We start from the raw sequence: 16,949 nt of genomic DNA, 5'->3' as shown, positions 1-16,949 counted from the left end.
AAGGGGGCGCAATCGCGCCCCCTTTTTTATGTTCAGAGATAAACCCGCAGATATTCCGTCAGACAGAGCAGCGCCATTGCCTGGCCATACGGCATGGATGTCAGCGGTATCTGGCGGTAATACTCCAGATCGCTGCCCATCGCCGTGCCAAACGACACCTGCGTTAGCTCACCTTCGTCATTGATATGCTCCATTACACCTTTCAGTGCGCGTTCAGCGACCGGATAATACTCACGAGAGAGATAGCGTTTGCGTACCGCTTTCAGTATTCCGTAGGCAAAGCCGGCTGTCGCAGAGGCTTCCAGATAAGAGTCGCGGTCGTCCAGCAACGTGTGCCACAACCCATTGTCATGCTGGCAGCCTGCCAGCGCTTTCACCTGATTTTCGAGCACCTGAAGCAGATAGCGGCGCGTGGCATGCTGCTCCGGCCAGTTCATCAGTTCAAGAAAATCGGGAATGGCAATCGTCAGCCAGCTGTTGCCGCGCGCCCAGCGAGCATTGGCGAAATTATGATGACCATCGAACGTCCAGCCGTGAAACCACAGGCCGGTCTGCCTGTCCATAAGATACTGTGTATGCAGCAGAAACTGATAGGTTGCTTCTTCAACAAACTCCGGGCGGTCGAGCAGCTGCCCGATTTTTGCCAATGGCATCACGCTCATCATCAGCGTGTCATCCCACATTTGCTGGTGGTTCTCATTGTTGTATACCAGATGCTGAATACCGTTGTGTTCGGTACGCGGCATGTCATACATCACCCATTCTGCCCAGCGCTCCAGCACCGGACGCAGGGTGGCATCGCGAGTTTCCTCGTAGCGATATGCCAGGGTGAGAAACGGGCAGACGGTATTCACGTTTTTAGTCGGTGTCCCTTCCTGCAGCCGTGCGCTAAACCAGTCATCAATGCGTTGCAGCGTCAGCTTATCGCCGGTCTGCTGGTAATAGTGATACATGCCATAGAGTCCGATGCCATGCGTCCATTCCCATCCTGCCCAACCTTTAGTATCAATCACTCTGCCATCATCCAGGTGCAGCAAAAACTCGCCGCTCTCATCGGTTATACCGACCAGATTGTCACTGATGCGGGCGATTAACTGTTGTAATGTGGTTCGCGGCAGCAGGTATTCTGGCTGGCGTAGCAAAGTACTGTGCTTAACCGGGTAAACTGTCATCGTGGTGCTCCTGAGTCTGGATAGCAGGGAAGGCGGCGCGAGTCTCTGATAGCGCGGATGCCTGAGGTTTATTACGGTTGAGGAAGCCGATATTGTTGTTGCCCCACAGGTTTTCATACGGCATGCCCGTCAGGGTTTCGACGACGGCTCGTGCCTGTGGGGTTAACTGCTGCGGAACAACGCCATCGGCCTTGCGCATTTTGAGCGTTTCTTCACGAAGGATCTGGTGTGTGGCGAGATTGAGCTTAAAACGCAGAGAGATAATGAAGCCGAAGGTCAGCATCGCCAGCGTGCCGGCACTCAGGATAAAGACGATGGTCTGCCCCACTTGAGGTACCTGCTCCGTTCTGCCAGAGATAAACCCGGAAAGCTGTAAGACGATGCCGACGACCATCACCGCACCGGCCTGAGACGCTTTGCGCGTCAGTGTCATAATCCCGGCAAAAATGCCTTCACGACGCTGGCCGGTAATCGCCTCGTCGACATCCGCGATATAGGTGTAAATATTCCACGGTACATAGTTGATGCCGCCACGTCCCAGACCGGCTACCGCAGAGATCAATACCAGCAGTGACAGGCTGCTACTCATCCCGGCGTACCACAGCAGGCAGTAGGAGAGTGTACTGGCGGCGAACAGCGTGACAGCCATGCGATAGGCGGGTGCAGGTCCGATGCGAATGCAGAGGGGGATCATGCCAATCACCGCGATAAATTGCAGTACTGCCATCGTACCCATCAGATTTGAGGCCAGTTGCGCACTCTGCATCAGCACGAATACGACGTACCAGGTAAACACCGCGTTGAACACGTCCTGGGCAATATAGCCGCCGAGATACATCCCAAGATGCTGGCGGAAAATGCGAATGCGTAACGTCGATGTGAGTTCCACATACAGACGTTTCAGACTCTGACTCAGCGTCAGCTGTTTCTTTTCAGCTTCGGCGCGTTTTGATTCTTCCGATAGCGCATCGGCCGGACGCTCCCAGGTGAAGAACCACACCAGCGTGAGTACGATGGCGCAGAGGCTGGAGAACACCAGGCTGGAATAGAAGAACGAGATAGCATTGTCTTTACCCAATATCCCTAACAGAATCCCTGGCAGGAACGCGGCGAGAATGGCAGAAAGCTGTGCCAGCGCGATACGTGCCCCGGAGAAACGGGTTTTCTGTTTAAAATCGTCGGTCATTTCCGGTACCAGCGTTTCATACGGCACCAGTACCATGGTGTAGACAATATCAAACATCAGGTAGGTGAGCAGATACCACAGGTAGCTCATATCACTGACCCACATCAGGCTGTAGCTGAATACGCAGGGAATACCGAGCAGGATAAAAAATTTACGACGGCCAAAACGTTTACCCAGCCGGGTACTGCCAAAGTTATCAGTGAGAAAACCCATCAGCGGACTGATGACGGCATCCAGCACGCGTGCCAGCGCGAAGATAAAGGTCGCTTCAATGGGCGTCAGGCCGCAGAAGGTGGTGTAAAAATAGAGCAGCCAGGCGGCAGTCAGTGCCGTGGTTCCGGCGCCGAGGAAATCCCCGGAACCGTAGGCGAGGTAATTTGCCAGTCCGATTTTACGAGTATGCATCAGGACAACTCCTTGCACAGTGGGGTGGTATTAACCACAGGTTCCGGACAACTCACACGGATGCTGAAAAAATAGAGCGTTCACGGCAGGTGAACCTTGTCGCTTTTGCCACGAGATTGACGATGGTGGCAAAATGGCAGTGATTAATGTGCCGTACATCTAATTTATAAAACGTTGTTTTATTTTTATAGATATTCAGGTTCATTATTCTGCGTGTAATACAGAAAAACATCAGAGGGGGGAGCATAAGGGGGACTCAATGCCGTAAAGACGAGCGATTGACGAAAGAAAAGTGAGTTGCAGGTTGAAAGGAAACGATTCTCTCGCTCATACTGCGGTAACGTTAACGACATGAGCACAAGGACAGATAGCATGGCTGAAGAAACGATTTTCAGTAAAATTATCCGCCGTGAAATCCCGGCCGACATCGTCTATCAGGATGAACTGGTCACTGCATTTCGCGATATCTCCCCGCAGGCGCCGACGCATATTCTCATCATTCCTAACGTGCTGATTGCCACGGCTAACGATGCCGTCGCCGGACACGAAGCTGCGCTGGGGCGTATGATCACCGTCGCGGCGAAAATCGCGAAGGACGAAGGGATTGCTGAAGACGGCTACCGTTTGATCATGAACTGCAATAAACACGGCGGCCAGGAGGTTTATCATATCCACCTGCACCTTGTCGGCGGCCGACCTTTAGGCCCAATGCTGGCGTCCTGAACGCCAATCAATACGGACATAATCCTATGCGGGCAAGCGTAACGGCCATCACGTTACTGATAGCGTTAGCCGGATGCAGCAGCGATCGCACCGTCATCAACACCTCACAGTCACTGGTGATGGAGTCGTCGGTATTGTCGGCGGGGATCACCACCGACGAACCGGCGATCCGCGAGACAGAAGGGCAGCAGCGCGCGTCAACGATGCTATTTAATCAGCAGGAAAAACCGGTCCGGGTGAACTACCGTTTCTATTGGTATGATGACAAAGGGCTGGAAATACTGCCGTTTGAACGACCGCGTACCCTGATGGTACCCGCTCATGGTAAAGCCGAAATCTCATCTCAAACCGGTAATCTGACGGCGAGCAAAGTTCGTCTCTATCTGTATCTGTAAGGAGTTATGCGTGAACAGCAACATCTTTAAACTTTCAGGCGTGCTGATGCTGGCCCTGTTCCTGAGTGGTTGTCTTCTTAAACAACAGCCTTCTGAGCAGCCTGCACCGGTCGAACCCGTGCAACCGCCAGTCACGGTGCCGGAACCGGAACAGCCGAAACCGGAGCCTGGCCAGACGGTGCCTTCGCCGCCAAAAATGCAAACGCTTAACTGGCCAGCATCTGTGTCGCCGCTGGTGGCACAGATGCTGAAAACCGACGGCATCACGCCTGGCAACGTATTGCTGGTGGATAATGTCAAAAACAGCACCAACGGCAGCCTGCAAAGTGCGAAAGCAACGGCCGCGCTGCAAGGTGCGCTGAAGAATAACAGCCAGTTTACGGTGGTGACTCCGCAGCAACTGGCGGTGGCAAAGCAGACGCTCGGTCTGTCGGCGGAAGACAGCCTGGTCTCGCGCAGTAAAGCGGTGGGCCTGGCGCGCTACGTGGGTGCCCAGTATGTGCTATACAGCAATGCGGAAGGGGATGTGAAATCACCCACGCTGCAAATGCAGTTAATGCTGGTGCAGACCGGCGAAATCATCTGGTCAGGTAGCGGTGCCGTTCTGCACTGATCCCGCTCTTGAGCGGCTGATCACGCAACAATTTCCGGCGGCGCGAGCCGCCGGTTCTTTTTCTCCCCTGGCAGGATTGAGCGGGTTCAGTGTTCAGGTTTCGCTTGAGGAGGTTTCCCTGCTGGCCCGGCGTGCCGCCGGGCATCAGACTATGCCGGGGGTGGATCGCCAGCGGGAATACCGTCTGCTACGCAAACTGGCCGCCAGCGGCCTCACACCGCGCGTCTATGGGCGCAACGCGCACTGGCTGCTGCTGGCCTGGCAACCGGGTGAGGAGCTGCCGTCAGGGCAGTGGGATGCGTGGGTGGAACCCGTTGTCAGTGAGATCGCCCGCTTGCACCGTCAGCCGCTGTCGGGATATCCCTTACAGCTGCGGCCGTTGCTGATGTGCTATTGGCAGCGCAGCCAGCCAGCGCGGCGCCAGATACACTGGCTGCGGGCGCTAAAGCGCTGTCAGCGACAGGGAGAGCCGAAGCCTTTGCGAACGGCTGTACTGCATATGGATATTCACTGCGGGAATCTGATCGTCAATGATGGGCGCCTGCGGCTGATTGACTGGGAATACGCCGGAGATGGTGATGTGGCGCTGGAACTGGCCGCGATCATCATGGGAAACGGGCTGGATGCACAGCAACAGCAGCGTTTGATTGGCTATTATGCGCATCAGCAACAATTCGATTATGACCCGCTACGACGGCAGATTGACCGTTGGCTGCCGTGGCTCGATCTGCTGGCGACCAGCTGGTACGAGTTACGCTGGCAGCAAAGTGGCGAACACCAATTTAAGACGCTGGCAGCCGAGGGCTGGCAGCGCATGTCATCAGGTTAAGAGGTGAAGTGTGGGACCGGTAATGTTAGATGTACAAGGCTGCGAACTGGATGCCGAAGAGCGTGAAATTTTACAACATCCTCTGGTAGGCGGGCTGATCCTGTTCAGCCGTAACTATCACGATCCGGCGCAGCTGCGTGAGCTGGTGCGGCAGATCCGTGCGGCCTCGCGCCATCGTCTGGTGGTGGCGGTCGATCAGGAAGGCGGCCGGGTTCAACGTTTCCGCGACGGATTTACCCGTCTGCCCGCGATGCAAGCCTTTGCGGCGCTGCATCGCGGAGAGCAGGCTGAGGCGCTGGCACAGCAGGCAGGCTGGTTGATGGCCTCCGAAATGATTGCGATGGACATTGATATCAGCTTCGCCCCGGTACTGGATATCGGTCACGGCAGTGCGGCTATCGGTGAACGTTCATTTCATGACGATCCGGCGATTGCCCTGCAAATGGCGCGCTGCTTTATTCGCGGCATGCACGATGCGGGAATGAAAACCACCGGTAAGCATTTCCCTGGGCATGGCGCCGTGAGTGCGGATTCTCACAAAGAAACCCCGCGCGATACCCGCAGTGAAGCCGAGATCCGCCAGCATGATATGCCGATCTTCAGGCAGCTGATTGCGGAACAGGCGCTGGATGCAATTATGCCTGCCCACGTTATCTATACTGAAGTAGATCCGCGCCCGGCCAGCGGGTCATCACACTGGCTGAAAACCGTGTTGCGTCAGGAACTGGGCTTTAACGGTGTGATTTTCTCCGATGATCTGTCGATGGAAGGCGCGGCGATCATGGGCAGCTATGCTGAGCGAGGCCAGGCGGCGCTGGATGCCGGATGTGACATGATTCTGGTGTGCAATAATCGTCAGGGGGCAGTGAGCGTGTTGGATAACCTGTCGCCGATCAATGCTGAAAGGGTGACACAGCTTTACCATCGAAGCTCATTTACCCACCAGCAACTGCGTGACTCGTCGCGCTGGAAAGAGACCAGTGCCACACTGAGTCAACTGCAGGAGCGCTGGATGGAACACAAAGCGGCGGCGGGCATCTGATTTCAGGCTGCCCGCGGCACATCAACGGTGAGGATGACGATGATTATTTATCTGCACGGTTTTGATTCAAACAGCCCGGGCAACCATGAAAAAGTGTTGCAGCTTCAGTTTATTGACCCGGATGTCCGGTTGCTCAGCTACAGCACCCGGCATCCGAAGCACGATATGCAACATCTGCTGAAAGAGACCTACAAGATGTTGCAGCAGAGTGACGACGAACGGCCATTGATTTGTGGCGTCGGTCTTGGCGGCTACTGGGCTGAACGTATCGGCTTCTTGTGTGATGTGCGCCAGGTGATGTTCAATCCTAACCTGTGGCCACAGGAAGTGATGGACGGGAAAATTGACCGCCCGGAAGAGTATGTTGATATCGCCACCAAATGCGTTGGTAATTTCCGTGAGAAGAACCGTGACCGCTGTATGACTATCCTTTCCCGCCATGACGATGCGCTTGATAGCCAGCGCAGTGCCCAGGAATTACACCACTTTTATGAGCTGGTATGGGATGAGGTGGAAGGGCACAAATTCAAAAATATCTCCCATCATCTCCCGCGCATTAAAGCGTTCAAATCATTAGGTTAACCCCCCGTTTTTACCCCCCCCAAGACAGGCCTCATGCCCGCTAAAAGGCGGGCTGGAGGCAGGGTCTTTATTCGTACTATTCTCAGTTTTGCTAATAAAATTGACCAGGATCAATTTTCTTGTAACAGATGAATTCCCACGTGTTATTCTGGCCCCAGATCGCGAATTAACATCGCCAACCCTATGTTTACTAAGGTTATTTATTTAACTTTTAGTTAACGATTGGTTTACTTTTAGAGAGGGTCGTTTGACAACACCTATGAAAAAAATCGTTATCATCGGCGGAGGTGCCGGGGGTCTTGAACTGGCTACTCAGCTGGGGCACAAACTGGGCCGCAAGAAGAAAGCGCAAATTACGCTGGTGGATCGCAACCACAGCCATTTGTGGAAACCCTTGTTACACGAAGTGGCAACCGGATCGCTGGATGAAGGCATTGACGGGCTGAGCTACCTGGCGCATGCGCACAAACATGGTTTCAGCTTCCAGCTGGGAACGCTCACCCAACTCGATCGTGAGAATAACCGTCTGCGACTGGCAGAAATTCGCGATGCGCAGGGTGAACTGCTGGTACCGGAACGTGAACTGGCGTATGACACGCTGGTGATGGCGCTGGGCAGTACCTCAAACGACTTCGGCACGCCGGGTGTGAAAGACAACTGTATCTTCCTCGATAACCCCCATCAGGCCCGCCGTTTCCACAATGAGATGCTGAACCTGTTCCTGAAGTTCTCCGCCAGTGAGAGTCAGCAGGATAAGGTCAATATCGCTATCGTGGGTGCAGGTGCCACCGGCGTTGAGCTGTCAGCCGAGCTGCATAACGCAGTGAAACAGCTGCACAGCTATGGCTACAAAGGTCTGGACAGTCAGACGCTGAACGTGACGCTGGTGGAAGCCGGTGAACGCATTCTGCCTGCACTGCCGCCGCGTATTTCCAGCGCGGCTCACAGCGAGCTGACCAAGCTGGGTGTACGCGTGCTGACACAGACGATGGTGACCAGCGCGGATAAAAAAGGCCTGAACACCAAGAGCGGCGAATTTATCGATGCCGATCTGATGGTCTGGGCGGCGGGGATCAAGGCACCAGACTTTATGAAAGATCTGGGTGGCCTGGAAACCAACCGTATCAACCAGTTAGTGGTTGAGCCAACCTTGCAGACGAGCCGTGATCCGAACATCTACGCGATTGGTGACTGTGCATCCTGCGCGTTGCCGTCCGGGGGTTTTGTTCCTCCGCGCGCGCAGTCTGCGCACCAGATGGCCTCACGCGTGCTGGCCAATATTCTGGCAGAGATGAAAGGACAGCCGCAGAAGCCGTATGTCTATAAAGATCACGGTTCACTGGTCTCACTGTCCCGCTTCAGTACCGTGGGCAGCCTGATGGGTAACCTGATGCGCGGTTCGATGATGGTAGAAGGGCGCATTGCGCGTTTCGTCTATATCTCGCTGTACCGTATGCACCAGGTTGCCCTGCACGGTTACTTTAAGACCGGGTTGATGATGTTGGTTGGCAGCATCAACCGCGCGATCCGTCCACGCCTCAAGCTGCACTAAGCAGTAAAAAAAACGGCTTATATCCCTGGATGACGCTCCGGGTATAAGCCGTTCTTCTGACTCACCCGCCAATTCCCTCTGATAAGAACTCTCTTAAAAGCTTTCTCTTATCATGCCTAATCCGATTTTCGTCCAGTATTCTTATTGTCACAATCCCTGACTGGCAGCAAAATTCTTATCAATTACCACGGCGCGTCGCGCACGCCGAATATGCCGCACCTGTTCAGGATGTCGCAGTAATCAAGAATGCGCGGTAACAATGTCAGGAGGCTTCCTGTGAATAAATCAATGTTAGCGGGTATTGGTATTGGTGTTGTGGCTGCACTCGGTGTTGCGGCGGTGGCCAGTATGAATGTGTTCGATCGCAGCCCACAGTTTGCGCAGGTACTTTCAGCCACGCCAATTAAAGAGACCCTGAAGAATCCCCGTCAGGAGTGCCGTAACGTCACGCTGACGCATCGTCGTGCCGTTCAGGATGAAAACCGCATCGCCGGTTCCGTGCTGGGTGCTGTTGCCGGTGGTGTGCTGGGCCATCAGTTTGGTGGCGGTCGTGGCCGGGATGTTGCCACGGTAGCCGGTGCGCTGGCGGGGGGTTACGGTGGTAACCAGGTCCAGGGGGCCATGCAGGATCGTGATACCTACACCACGACCGAGCAGCGCTGTAAAACAGTCTACGATAAGCAGGAAAAAATGCTGGGTTATGACGTCACTTATAAAATTGGCGACCAGCAGGGTAAAATCCGCATGGAGAATGACCCCGGTACGCGTATTCCTTTAGACAATAATGGCCAGCTGGTGCTGAGCAATAAAGCATAAATTTGCCATTTCTCGTAGGGGTTGACCATTTTTTCCGGTCAACCCTTCATCATCTTTTTCGATCGACCCTTCATCATTTTTTCCGATTGCCCGTGCCGATGATGGCTCACCGTAGGGGTTGACCATTTTTTCCGGTCAACCCGTGCCGATGGTGCGCACCAGAGTTCAGTTCGGTATAACTGGCCGACCGGAACAGAGGGTCGGCCACTACACGACCGAAACAACGGGTCGGTCACTACAAACTCCCCACCTTATCCCGTCGCATTCTCCAGCATCTGCTGCATAAACGTTTGTACCCACTTCATCCGTACCTTACGTTCACCCAGATCCCGGATAAACTTCAGACGCGTCGGTCCATCCAGGCGCCAGTGCTGCGGCTCTTTCTGTAACAGACCAATCAGCCACATCGGGTCGACCTTGTTTTTCTCAGCAAACTCAACAAAACCGCCTTTCTCACTGGCTTCAACCTTGCGGATACCCAGCGTTTTCGCCATCAGACGCAGTGCCGCAATATCCAGCAGATTGCGCGCTGCATCCGGCAGCAGGCCGAAACGGTCAATCAGCTCAACCTTCAGATCGTCCAGCTCGCCTGCCTGTACGGCGCTGGCAATGCGCTTATAGAACGAAAGACGGGTATTTACATCCGGGATAAAGTCATCCGGCAGCAGCGACGGCATACGCAGCTCGATCTCGGTCTGGTTGTTGGTCAGATCCTCAAGCGATGGCTCCCGTCCGTCTTTTAACGCTTCGACGGCGTTTTCCAGCAGCTCCATATACAGCGAGAAACCAATGGTTTCCATCTGACCGCTCTGGCCTTCACCCAGCAACTCTCCGGCACCGCGAATCTCCAGATCGTGCGTTGCCAGCGCAAAGCCAGCCCCCAGATCTTCTAACGAAGCAATAGCTTCCAGGCGCTTGTGCGCATCGGCGGTCATCGATTTTGGATGCGGAGTCAGCAGCCAGGCATAAGCCTGGTGGTGCGAGCGCCCGACGCGACCACGCAGCTGATGCAGCTGCGCCAGCCCAAAGTGATCGGCGCGTTCGATAATAATGGTGTTCGCGGTCGGGATATCAATACCGGTTTCAATAATGGTGGTACAGACCAGCACGTTAAAACGCTGGTGATGGAAGTCATTCATCACCCGCTCCAGCTCGCGCTCACGCATCTGGCCATGACCGACGGCCACGCGGGCTTCCGGCACCAGATCCGACAGCCGTTTGGCCGCCTTCTCAATATTCTCAACGTCGTTGTAAAGGTAATACACCTGGCCACCGCGCAGCACCTCACGCAGAATTGCCTCGCGCACCACCATATCGTCATATTCACGGACAAAGGTTTTCACCGCCAGACGACGTGCGGGCGGCGTGGCAATTATCGACAGATCGCGCATCCCGCTCATCGCCATATTCAGCGTACGTGGGATCGGCGTGGCGGTCAGCGTCAGGATATCCACGTCGGCGCGCATCGCTTTGATACGCTCTTTATGGCGCACGCCAAAGCGGTGTTCTTCATCGACGATCAGTAAGCCCAGATCGCGCCATTTGATGTCGTTTTGCAGCAATTTATGGGTGCCGATAAGAATATCGACTTTACCGTCCTGCGCTTCAGCCAGTACCTGCGTCTGTTCTTTAGCGGTACGGAAGCGCGACAGCATCTCAATACGCACCGGCCAGTTAGCAAAACGGTCACGGAAGTTGTCGAAATGCTGCTGGGCCAGCAGGGTGGTCGGCACCAGTACGGCGACCTGTTTGTGGTTTTCTACTGCCAGGAAGGCGGCACGCATGGCGACTTCGGTTTTACCGAAGCCAACATCGCCGCACACCAGACGATCCATAGCCAGCGGCTGGCACATATCGCTCAGCACTGCGTTGATGGCCTGCGCCTGATCTGGGGTGGTTTCAAAAGGGAAACTCTCGCAGAACAGCTGGTACTGCTGTTTGTCGTGCTTGAACGCGAACCCGGTTTTCGCCTCACGTTGCGCGTAGATATCCAGCAGCTCTGCCGCCACGTCACGCACTTTCTCGGCGGCCTTTTGCCGCGCACGTGACCAGGCATCGCTGCCCAGTTTGTGCAGTGGTGCATTCTCTTCTGCACCGCCAGCATAACGGCTGATCAGATGCAGTGACGAGACCGGCACATATAACTTGGCATCCCCGGCATAAGCCAGCATCAGATACTCGGCCTGAATACCGCCTGTTTCCAGCGTGGTGAGGCCGATGTAGCGACCAACGCCGTGCTCCAGATGCACCACTGGCTGACCAGGGCGCAGCTCGGCGAGGTTACGGATCAGTACATCCGGGTTAATGGTGCGACGGCTATCCTGACGGCGGCGGCTGACGCGTTCGCCCAGCAGATCGCTTTCACAGATCAGGGCGCGGTTGCGCAGCCCATCAATAAAACCGTGTTCGCTGGCCCCAATCAACAGATAGTGACCGGGCTGGTCGGCTTGCGGCAGTGAGTCGATAGCCGTGGGCTTGACCTTGATGCGCGCCAGCAGTTCCTGCAATGTTTCACGGCGGCCTTCGCTTTCCACCGAGAACACCACCGGACCGTCGAAAGACTCGAGGAAACGGCGCAGCGCGTCCAGCGGCGCTTTGGCCTGCGCCTGGACGGCGAGATCCGGCAGCGATTCATAATGCAGGTTGGTATTGGCGGCTTTATCGGGCAACAGGTCGGTTTTTAGCTGCACGCGCGGCCACTGCTTCAGCTCGTTGAACAATTCATCCATACGCAGCCACAGCGTCGGAGGCGGCAGCAGCGGGCGCATCGGGTCGATGCGGCGGTTTTCATAACGCGCATTGACGTCCTGCCAGAAGCGCTCGGTGCTGCTTTCCAGATCGCCGGAAATCACCAGCAGTGTGGAGGGCGGAAGATAACTGAACAACGCCGGAAGAGGCTGCTCAAAAAACAGCGGCTGCCAGTATTCAATCCCGGTGGGCAGCGTCCCTTTGCTGACCTGCTGATAGATATGTTCGGGTTCACGGCGTACATCAAAATGTTCGCGCCACTGGGTACGAAACAGCTCGATGGCTTTTTTATCGGTCGGGAATTCGTGGGCAGGCAGCAAATTGATGGCGACCACTTCTTCCTGCGTGCGCTGGCTGTCGATATCGAACAGGCGCAGGCTGTCGATTTCATCATCGAAGAAGTCGATGCGGTAGGGGCGTTCACTGCCCATCGGGTAGAGGTCGAGCAGGGCGCCACGGGTGGCAAATTCACCGTGGGCCATCACCTGGTCAACACTGCGGTATCCCGCCTGCTCAAGTTGGGCACGCAGCTTATCGCGCGAGAGCTTCTGCCCTTTTTTCATCACCAGTGCGTGGCCGTGCAGGAAGTTATGCGGGCAGACGCGCTGCATCAGGGTATTGACCGGCATAATCAGTAACCCGCGCTCCAGCACGGGAAGTTGATACAACGTGGAGAGCCGGGAAGAGATAATTTCCTGATGGGGAGAGAAACTGTCGTACGGCAGGGTTTCCCAGTCTGCCAGCGCCATCACAGGATGGGAGGTAAACTGTTTGATCTCATCCTGCAGGCGCAGTGCATTCTGCATATCCTGCGCAATCAAAATCACCAGACCATGATGACGTTCAACCATTTCGGCACATTCAACGGCACAGGCAGCGCCAGTCAGTTGCCCCAGTTGGCGCTGGTCACCTGCTTTGGTTGGCAGGTTATAACGGTAGAGTTCAGGCATATAAGTTAGACGGTCTCTTCACAAAAGGGAGATCGGGAACCCTGTGTGCCGGGTGGTCCCGATTCAGCTAGATGCAGTATACCTTGATTTTATCGCTTGTTGGGGGCGCGGCGTTATTTTGGTGATTGCTGACCATCATGCATTCTTGGGCGGTCAATATTCGCCCACATCAGTTCGTTTTCACTGTGATAGCTGTGATTACCATCATCCCATTTGATGTAATACCCTGCGGAATGGGCGCTCTGCTCAAACACGTTCAGCACCACACCTCTGATCTGCCCGGTTTTATGGCGAACAATACTGCCTTTAGGAAATCTGGACATGAATACCTCCCATAACAACAAGGCTATTAGCAAATACTGTCTACAGTAATAGCGCTATTTTCTTCGGGTTGAAAGTAGCTTGAACGGGGGAAGATCAATAAAAAGGTGATAAGCATTGCCCCCAATCCGGGGGCGTGGCCGTCAGGCAAACGGCAGTCTGCACGCGGGTATCAGGCAAAACACGCCGGGCGAAACGCTGTCAGCAGCGGGACTTAAACATCCCCGCTATTGTCATCTTCCACCGCCTGATAGATGCGTTGCAGAATATCCGGGAAAGCAGACTGCACCCGGCTCCAGCTGGGGATAAATGGCTTCTCATTCGGACGTTCAATAAAGGCCTGTCCGGCATCGAGAATGGCTTGTGTAAACATCTCGACGGCAGCTTCTTCCGTGTGCTGATCAAACTTCAGCCCGTTCATTGTCGCTTCATGGTTATAAATTTCCATCATATCCAGCGCGTTACGATAATAGGTTGCTTTCAGCACGCGGAAAGAGTCGCTGGTAATGTTGACACCCATCGTTGCCATTTTACGCAGTAGCGACTGCACAATATCGTTACTCATGCGCTTCAGGCCGCCGGTGCCATCTTCTTCGGACAGCGGCTGATGCTTATGATCGTAGTTGTCCGCAATTTCCACCTGGCAGCTCTGTCGGGTGGTGTAGTTACGATAAATCTCCGACAGCACACCAATTTCCAGCCCCCAGTCCCCTGGAATTTTAATTCCGTTGAGAACATGAGTGCGCATGGCGAATTCACCAGAGAGTGGATAACGGAAGCTGGTCAGATAGTCGAGATACTCGGAATGCCCATAGACCTTCTGCAAAGAGCGCAGCAGTGGACCGACTAACAGACGGCCGACGCGACCATTCAGTTTGTTGTCGGCAACGCGGGCATAGAAGCCCTTGCAGAACTCATAATGGAAAGCGGGATTTGCCAGCGGATAAAGCAGGCGCGCCAGCATTCCCCGCTCGTAGGTGACAATATCGCAGTCATGCAGCGCAACGCAGTTAGACTTATCGGAAGCGAGGGTATAGCCACTGCAAAACCAGACGTTGCGGCCCTTACCTGGCTGAGAGGGGGACAGCCCTTCTTTGTCGAGTTCCGCATCCAGCGCTTTCAGGCGCGGCCCGTCGTTCCACAAAATACGATGGCGCTGGGGCAGACGTGAAAAGAACTCGCGGGCAAGCAGAAACTGGTCGCGATCAGCACGATCCAGCCCGATAACAATCTCAGAAAGATACGGGACTTTTGCCAGTTCATCGACAATATTGCTGAGGGCTGGGCCTTCCAGTTCGGAAAAGAGTGACGGCAGGATCAGCCCCATCTTGCGCTTGCGTGAAAAGCGCACCAAATCTTTTTCCAGCGCCTCTACGGATCGTCCGGTCAGGTTATGGAAATTCGTGATAACGCCGTTCTGGTAAAAATCGCTCATCGCTAACCCCTTTAAAGGTGACCTCAGCTCACTGAGTGATAAAGTATGTCAGTCCCTCGCTCCAGCCCTGCGGGCCAAACTCCCCGGTATGATAGATATTCTGTTTATCCTGCCGTTGCAGAATGACAGGCTCTTTGCTGTAGCCTTTGATCACCACCGCATAATCGACGATATCCAGCATCGGCGCATCGTTGGGGCCATCGCCCAGCCCGAGGGTGACGGGCGGTTTGTCTCCATAGGTGTTCTGAAGCAGCCAGCGCAGTGCCGCACCTTTGCCGCTGCCCTCACGCATCACATGCCAGAAGCGTCCGCCCTGAACTAACGTTAATGCACGGGCTTCCAGCTGCTGGCGGAACCGGGCAAACTGTTCGCTACTGTCACGCCAGATAAGGCTTTCGGAGGCTTCGCGCAGTCGGGCCAGAGCCGCGTCATGCGGCGTCAGACCTGTCCATTCTGAAACCTCTTTTTCGCTCACGTCAGAAAAACCGGTGAACTTGAAACTGTGCTGCTGCTTCAGTTGGGCTAACTGCTGGCACAACGAAGGGTAGTCGAGTGAACTTCCTGACAGGTGCGGCGAGGGCGTACATGCGTGACCATCGCTCACAACGGCACCATTTTCAGCAATAAAAGGAGCGCCGCTGAGTCCCAGCATCCGCTGTAGCGGAATAATTTCTGCTGCGGTTTTACTCGAGCAGATCACCAGCGGAATGTGGTGCGCCTGCAAACGTGCCAGCCAGGCTTCTGCGGGCTGCCAGCTGTAGGTGTGGTGATCAAGCAGCGAACCGTCGAGATCGGTAACGATCATCAGTGGGTCCTGCAACGTTGGCATGAGTTCTACCTCAAAGTGAAGTTGCCGCGCCGATGATGGCTAAATTGGCACCAGAACCGTTCAGTATAGTCCAGCCATCGCGCAGAGAAGCGTGAGGAAGGGGGTGAGGCGAGACTTCTGCTCACTCCAGGAACTATCTTAAAAAAAGGTGCTGTTAAATAACTGGCGTGATTATCCCGGCAGGACAAGGAAGCCAGATAGGATGCAGGTTAGCGTAGTTTTAGTTGTACGAGAATCATCATGCTGTACAAATTAGACCGTGTATTGAGACTTATCCGAACGCTGGATAGGTTACTCTGATAGCGTTAAAGAATTCCCGGATGTAACGAACTTCATTTCCTGTGAGAAACACTTTATCCCGACCTGTTAGGTCGGGATTTTTTTTGCCAGTGAATATCAGGTCAGGTGTTGCAGGGCAGGGCACTTTATTCAGGGCAAAAAAAAGCCCGCGCTGCGCGGGCAAAAATCCTTGTTACTTAGGTGGCGCCCACTGAGTGGACATCACCGTCTGCCCCTTTGGGGGTTGGCGCAGTAAGAATATTTTAAGGGGTTGCACCGTGAGAAATCTCACCGTGAAGCGTAAAGAAAGCGAAAAACCCCGATGGCATAAGGCTTTACCCAGCTTTACCCGGCGCAGACAGTGCTGTGAAGCCCCCTGGCTATACTCTTTATTCGGGTCATCCCGTGCGATAAAACAGATAACGGAGAATTTATGGACTTTTTACGAATTGTAATTGCGATTCTATTACCACCACTGGGTGTGTTTATGCAGGTCGGTTTTGCCGGAGCCTTCTGGCTGAATATCCTGCTGACGATATGTGGTTACATCCCCGGCATCGTGCATGCTGTCTGGATCATCGCCCGTCGCTAATCATTGATGTGAGTTCCTGCGCATTGTGAAATTTTCGGTTAAACTCATCCAAAAATGGCGCAGGAGTGGTTATGAAGGTCAATGAACGGGTAACGGTTAAAACGGATGGCGGGCCACGTCGTGAAGGCACGGTTCTGGCGGTTGAGGACTTCAGTGAAGGCACTATGTTTTTGGTGGCACTTGAGGACTACCCGTTAGGGATCTGGTTCTTTAATGAAGTCGGTCATGACGACGGCATTTTTGTTGAGCCGCACCCATAATCATCTGTAGGGGTCGACCAGCACAGCCGACCCTCAGTCCCGGTCGGCCATTGACGCTGACCAGAAATTTGGTGCACACCAGCAACACGGGTCGATCGGAAAAGATGATCGACCCCTGAGGGATCCCCACAAAAATGAATGGCTGGCAGTCTGGTTTCAGGTCCGGGGCCAGTTTGAGCACGCCGGAACGGCAAACTGCCGCATCCCTGCGGGCCTCGGC

General features: G+C 54.6%; 16 protein-coding genes. 10 read left to right on the top strand and 6 right to left on the bottom strand.

Annotated elements, in window-relative coordinates; genetic code table 11:
• Positions 1-32: 32 nt before the first annotated feature.
• On the bottom strand, positions 33-1,172 hold the full coding sequence (locus ACFL9S_RS15275) for a glycoside hydrolase family 105 protein (protein ID WP_405262747.1): 1,140 nt from the start codon (positions 1,170-1,172) through the stop codon (positions 33-35).
• A complete protein-coding gene (locus ACFL9S_RS15270; protein WP_405262746.1) occupies positions 1,153-2,763 on the bottom strand; it encodes an MFS transporter in 1,611 nt (536 codons plus the stop codon). The genes ACFL9S_RS15275 and ACFL9S_RS15270 overlap by 20 nt, the downstream gene beginning before the upstream one ends.
• Before the next feature lie 372 nt (positions 2,764-3,135).
• Between ACFL9S_RS15270 and hinT the strand changes: the two genes are divergently transcribed.
• The 8 genes from hinT to ACFL9S_RS15230 all read left to right on the top strand — a co-directional run bounded on the left by hinT (position 3,136) and on the right by ACFL9S_RS15230 (position 9,315).
• Positions 3,136-3,486 carry a purine nucleoside phosphoramidase gene (hinT, locus tag ACFL9S_RS15265; protein WP_405262745.1) on the top strand — a complete coding sequence of 117 codons (351 nt, stop codon included), beginning with the start codon at positions 3,136-3,138 and terminating at the stop codon, positions 3,484-3,486.
• 26 nt (positions 3,487-3,512) lie between these two features.
• Positions 3,513-3,881 (top strand): YcfL family protein, encoded by a 369-nt coding sequence (locus ACFL9S_RS15260; RefSeq protein WP_405262744.1) that lies wholly within the window; start codon positions 3,513-3,515, stop codon positions 3,879-3,881.
• A 46-nt stretch (positions 3,882-3,927) separates the two neighbouring features.
• Entirely contained in the window at positions 3,928-4,494 is a 567-nt protein-coding gene (gene lpoB / locus ACFL9S_RS15255; protein WP_405262790.1) for a penicillin-binding protein activator LpoB, read from the top strand.
• Positions 4,478-5,323 carry a thiamine kinase gene (gene thiK, locus ACFL9S_RS15250; protein ID WP_405262743.1) on the top strand — a complete coding sequence of 282 codons (846 nt, stop codon included), beginning with the start codon at positions 4,478-4,480 and terminating at the stop codon, positions 5,321-5,323. The genes lpoB and thiK overlap by 17 nt, the downstream gene beginning before the upstream one ends.
• Before the next feature lie 22 nt (positions 5,324-5,345).
• Positions 5,346-6,365: a beta-N-acetylhexosaminidase gene (gene nagZ / locus ACFL9S_RS15245; protein WP_405262742.1), complete on the top strand. Its 1,020-nt coding sequence runs from the start codon at positions 5,346-5,348 to the stop codon at positions 6,363-6,365.
• 39 nt (positions 6,366-6,404) lie between these two features.
• Entirely contained in the window at positions 6,405-6,947 is a 543-nt protein-coding gene (ycfP, locus tag ACFL9S_RS15240; protein WP_405262741.1) for an alpha/beta hydrolase YcfP, read from the top strand.
• A 247-nt stretch (positions 6,948-7,194) separates the two neighbouring features.
• The gene (locus ACFL9S_RS15235; RefSeq protein ID WP_405262740.1) at positions 7,195-8,499 is read left to right on the top strand and encodes an NAD(P)/FAD-dependent oxidoreductase; all 1,305 of its coding nucleotides are present in this window, start codon (positions 7,195-7,197) and stop codon (positions 8,497-8,499) included.
• Between the two features lie 276 nt (positions 8,500-8,775).
• Positions 8,776-9,315, top strand: coding sequence for a glycine zipper 2TM domain-containing protein (locus tag ACFL9S_RS15230; RefSeq protein ID WP_405262739.1), 540 nt, complete (start codon positions 8,776-8,778; stop codon positions 9,313-9,315).
• A gap of 251 nt (positions 9,316-9,566) precedes the next feature.
• Here the strand turns inward: ACFL9S_RS15230 and mfd are convergent, their stop codons facing one another.
• The 4 genes from mfd to ACFL9S_RS15210 form a co-directional block, all read right to left on the bottom strand.
• On the bottom strand, positions 9,567-13,013 hold the full coding sequence (gene mfd / locus ACFL9S_RS15225) for a transcription-repair coupling factor (protein ID WP_405262738.1): 3,447 nt from the start codon (positions 13,011-13,013) through the stop codon (positions 9,567-9,569).
• Between the two features lie 113 nt (positions 13,014-13,126).
• The gene (locus tag ACFL9S_RS15220; protein ID WP_405262737.1) at positions 13,127-13,336 is read right to left on the bottom strand and encodes a hypothetical protein; all 210 of its coding nucleotides are present in this window, start codon (positions 13,334-13,336) and stop codon (positions 13,127-13,129) included.
• 212 nt (positions 13,337-13,548) lie between these two features.
• Positions 13,549-14,769, bottom strand: coding sequence for a glycosyl transferase (locus ACFL9S_RS15215; protein WP_405262736.1), 1,221 nt, complete (start codon positions 14,767-14,769; stop codon positions 13,549-13,551).
• Positions 14,770-14,797: 28 nt separating this feature from the next.
• Positions 14,798-15,598 carry a mannosyl-3-phosphoglycerate phosphatase-related protein gene (locus tag ACFL9S_RS15210; protein ID WP_405262735.1) on the bottom strand — a complete coding sequence of 267 codons (801 nt, stop codon included), beginning with the start codon at positions 15,596-15,598 and terminating at the stop codon, positions 14,798-14,800.
• A gap of 712 nt (positions 15,599-16,310) precedes the next feature.
• On the opposite strand from ACFL9S_RS15210, the gene ACFL9S_RS15205 reads away from it, so the two are divergent.
• Both ACFL9S_RS15205 and dsrB read left to right on the top strand, forming a co-directional pair.
• The gene (locus ACFL9S_RS15205) at positions 16,311-16,469 is read left to right on the top strand and encodes a YqaE/Pmp3 family membrane protein (protein ID WP_200640399.1); all 159 of its coding nucleotides are present in this window, start codon (positions 16,311-16,313) and stop codon (positions 16,467-16,469) included.
• A 71-nt stretch (positions 16,470-16,540) separates the two neighbouring features.
• Positions 16,541-16,729, top strand: a complete 189-nt coding sequence (gene dsrB, locus ACFL9S_RS15200; protein ID WP_339455195.1) for a protein DsrB — start codon at positions 16,541-16,543, stop codon at positions 16,727-16,729.
• Positions 16,730-16,949: the final 220 nt, after the last annotated feature.

The sequence above is a fragment of the Erwinia sp. AnSW2-5 genome (assembly GCF_045107195.1).
In the GTDB taxonomy this organism is placed as follows: domain Bacteria; phylum Pseudomonadota; class Gammaproteobacteria; order Enterobacterales; family Enterobacteriaceae; genus Erwinia.
This window is presented reverse-complemented; position numbering and strand designations above follow the sequence as displayed.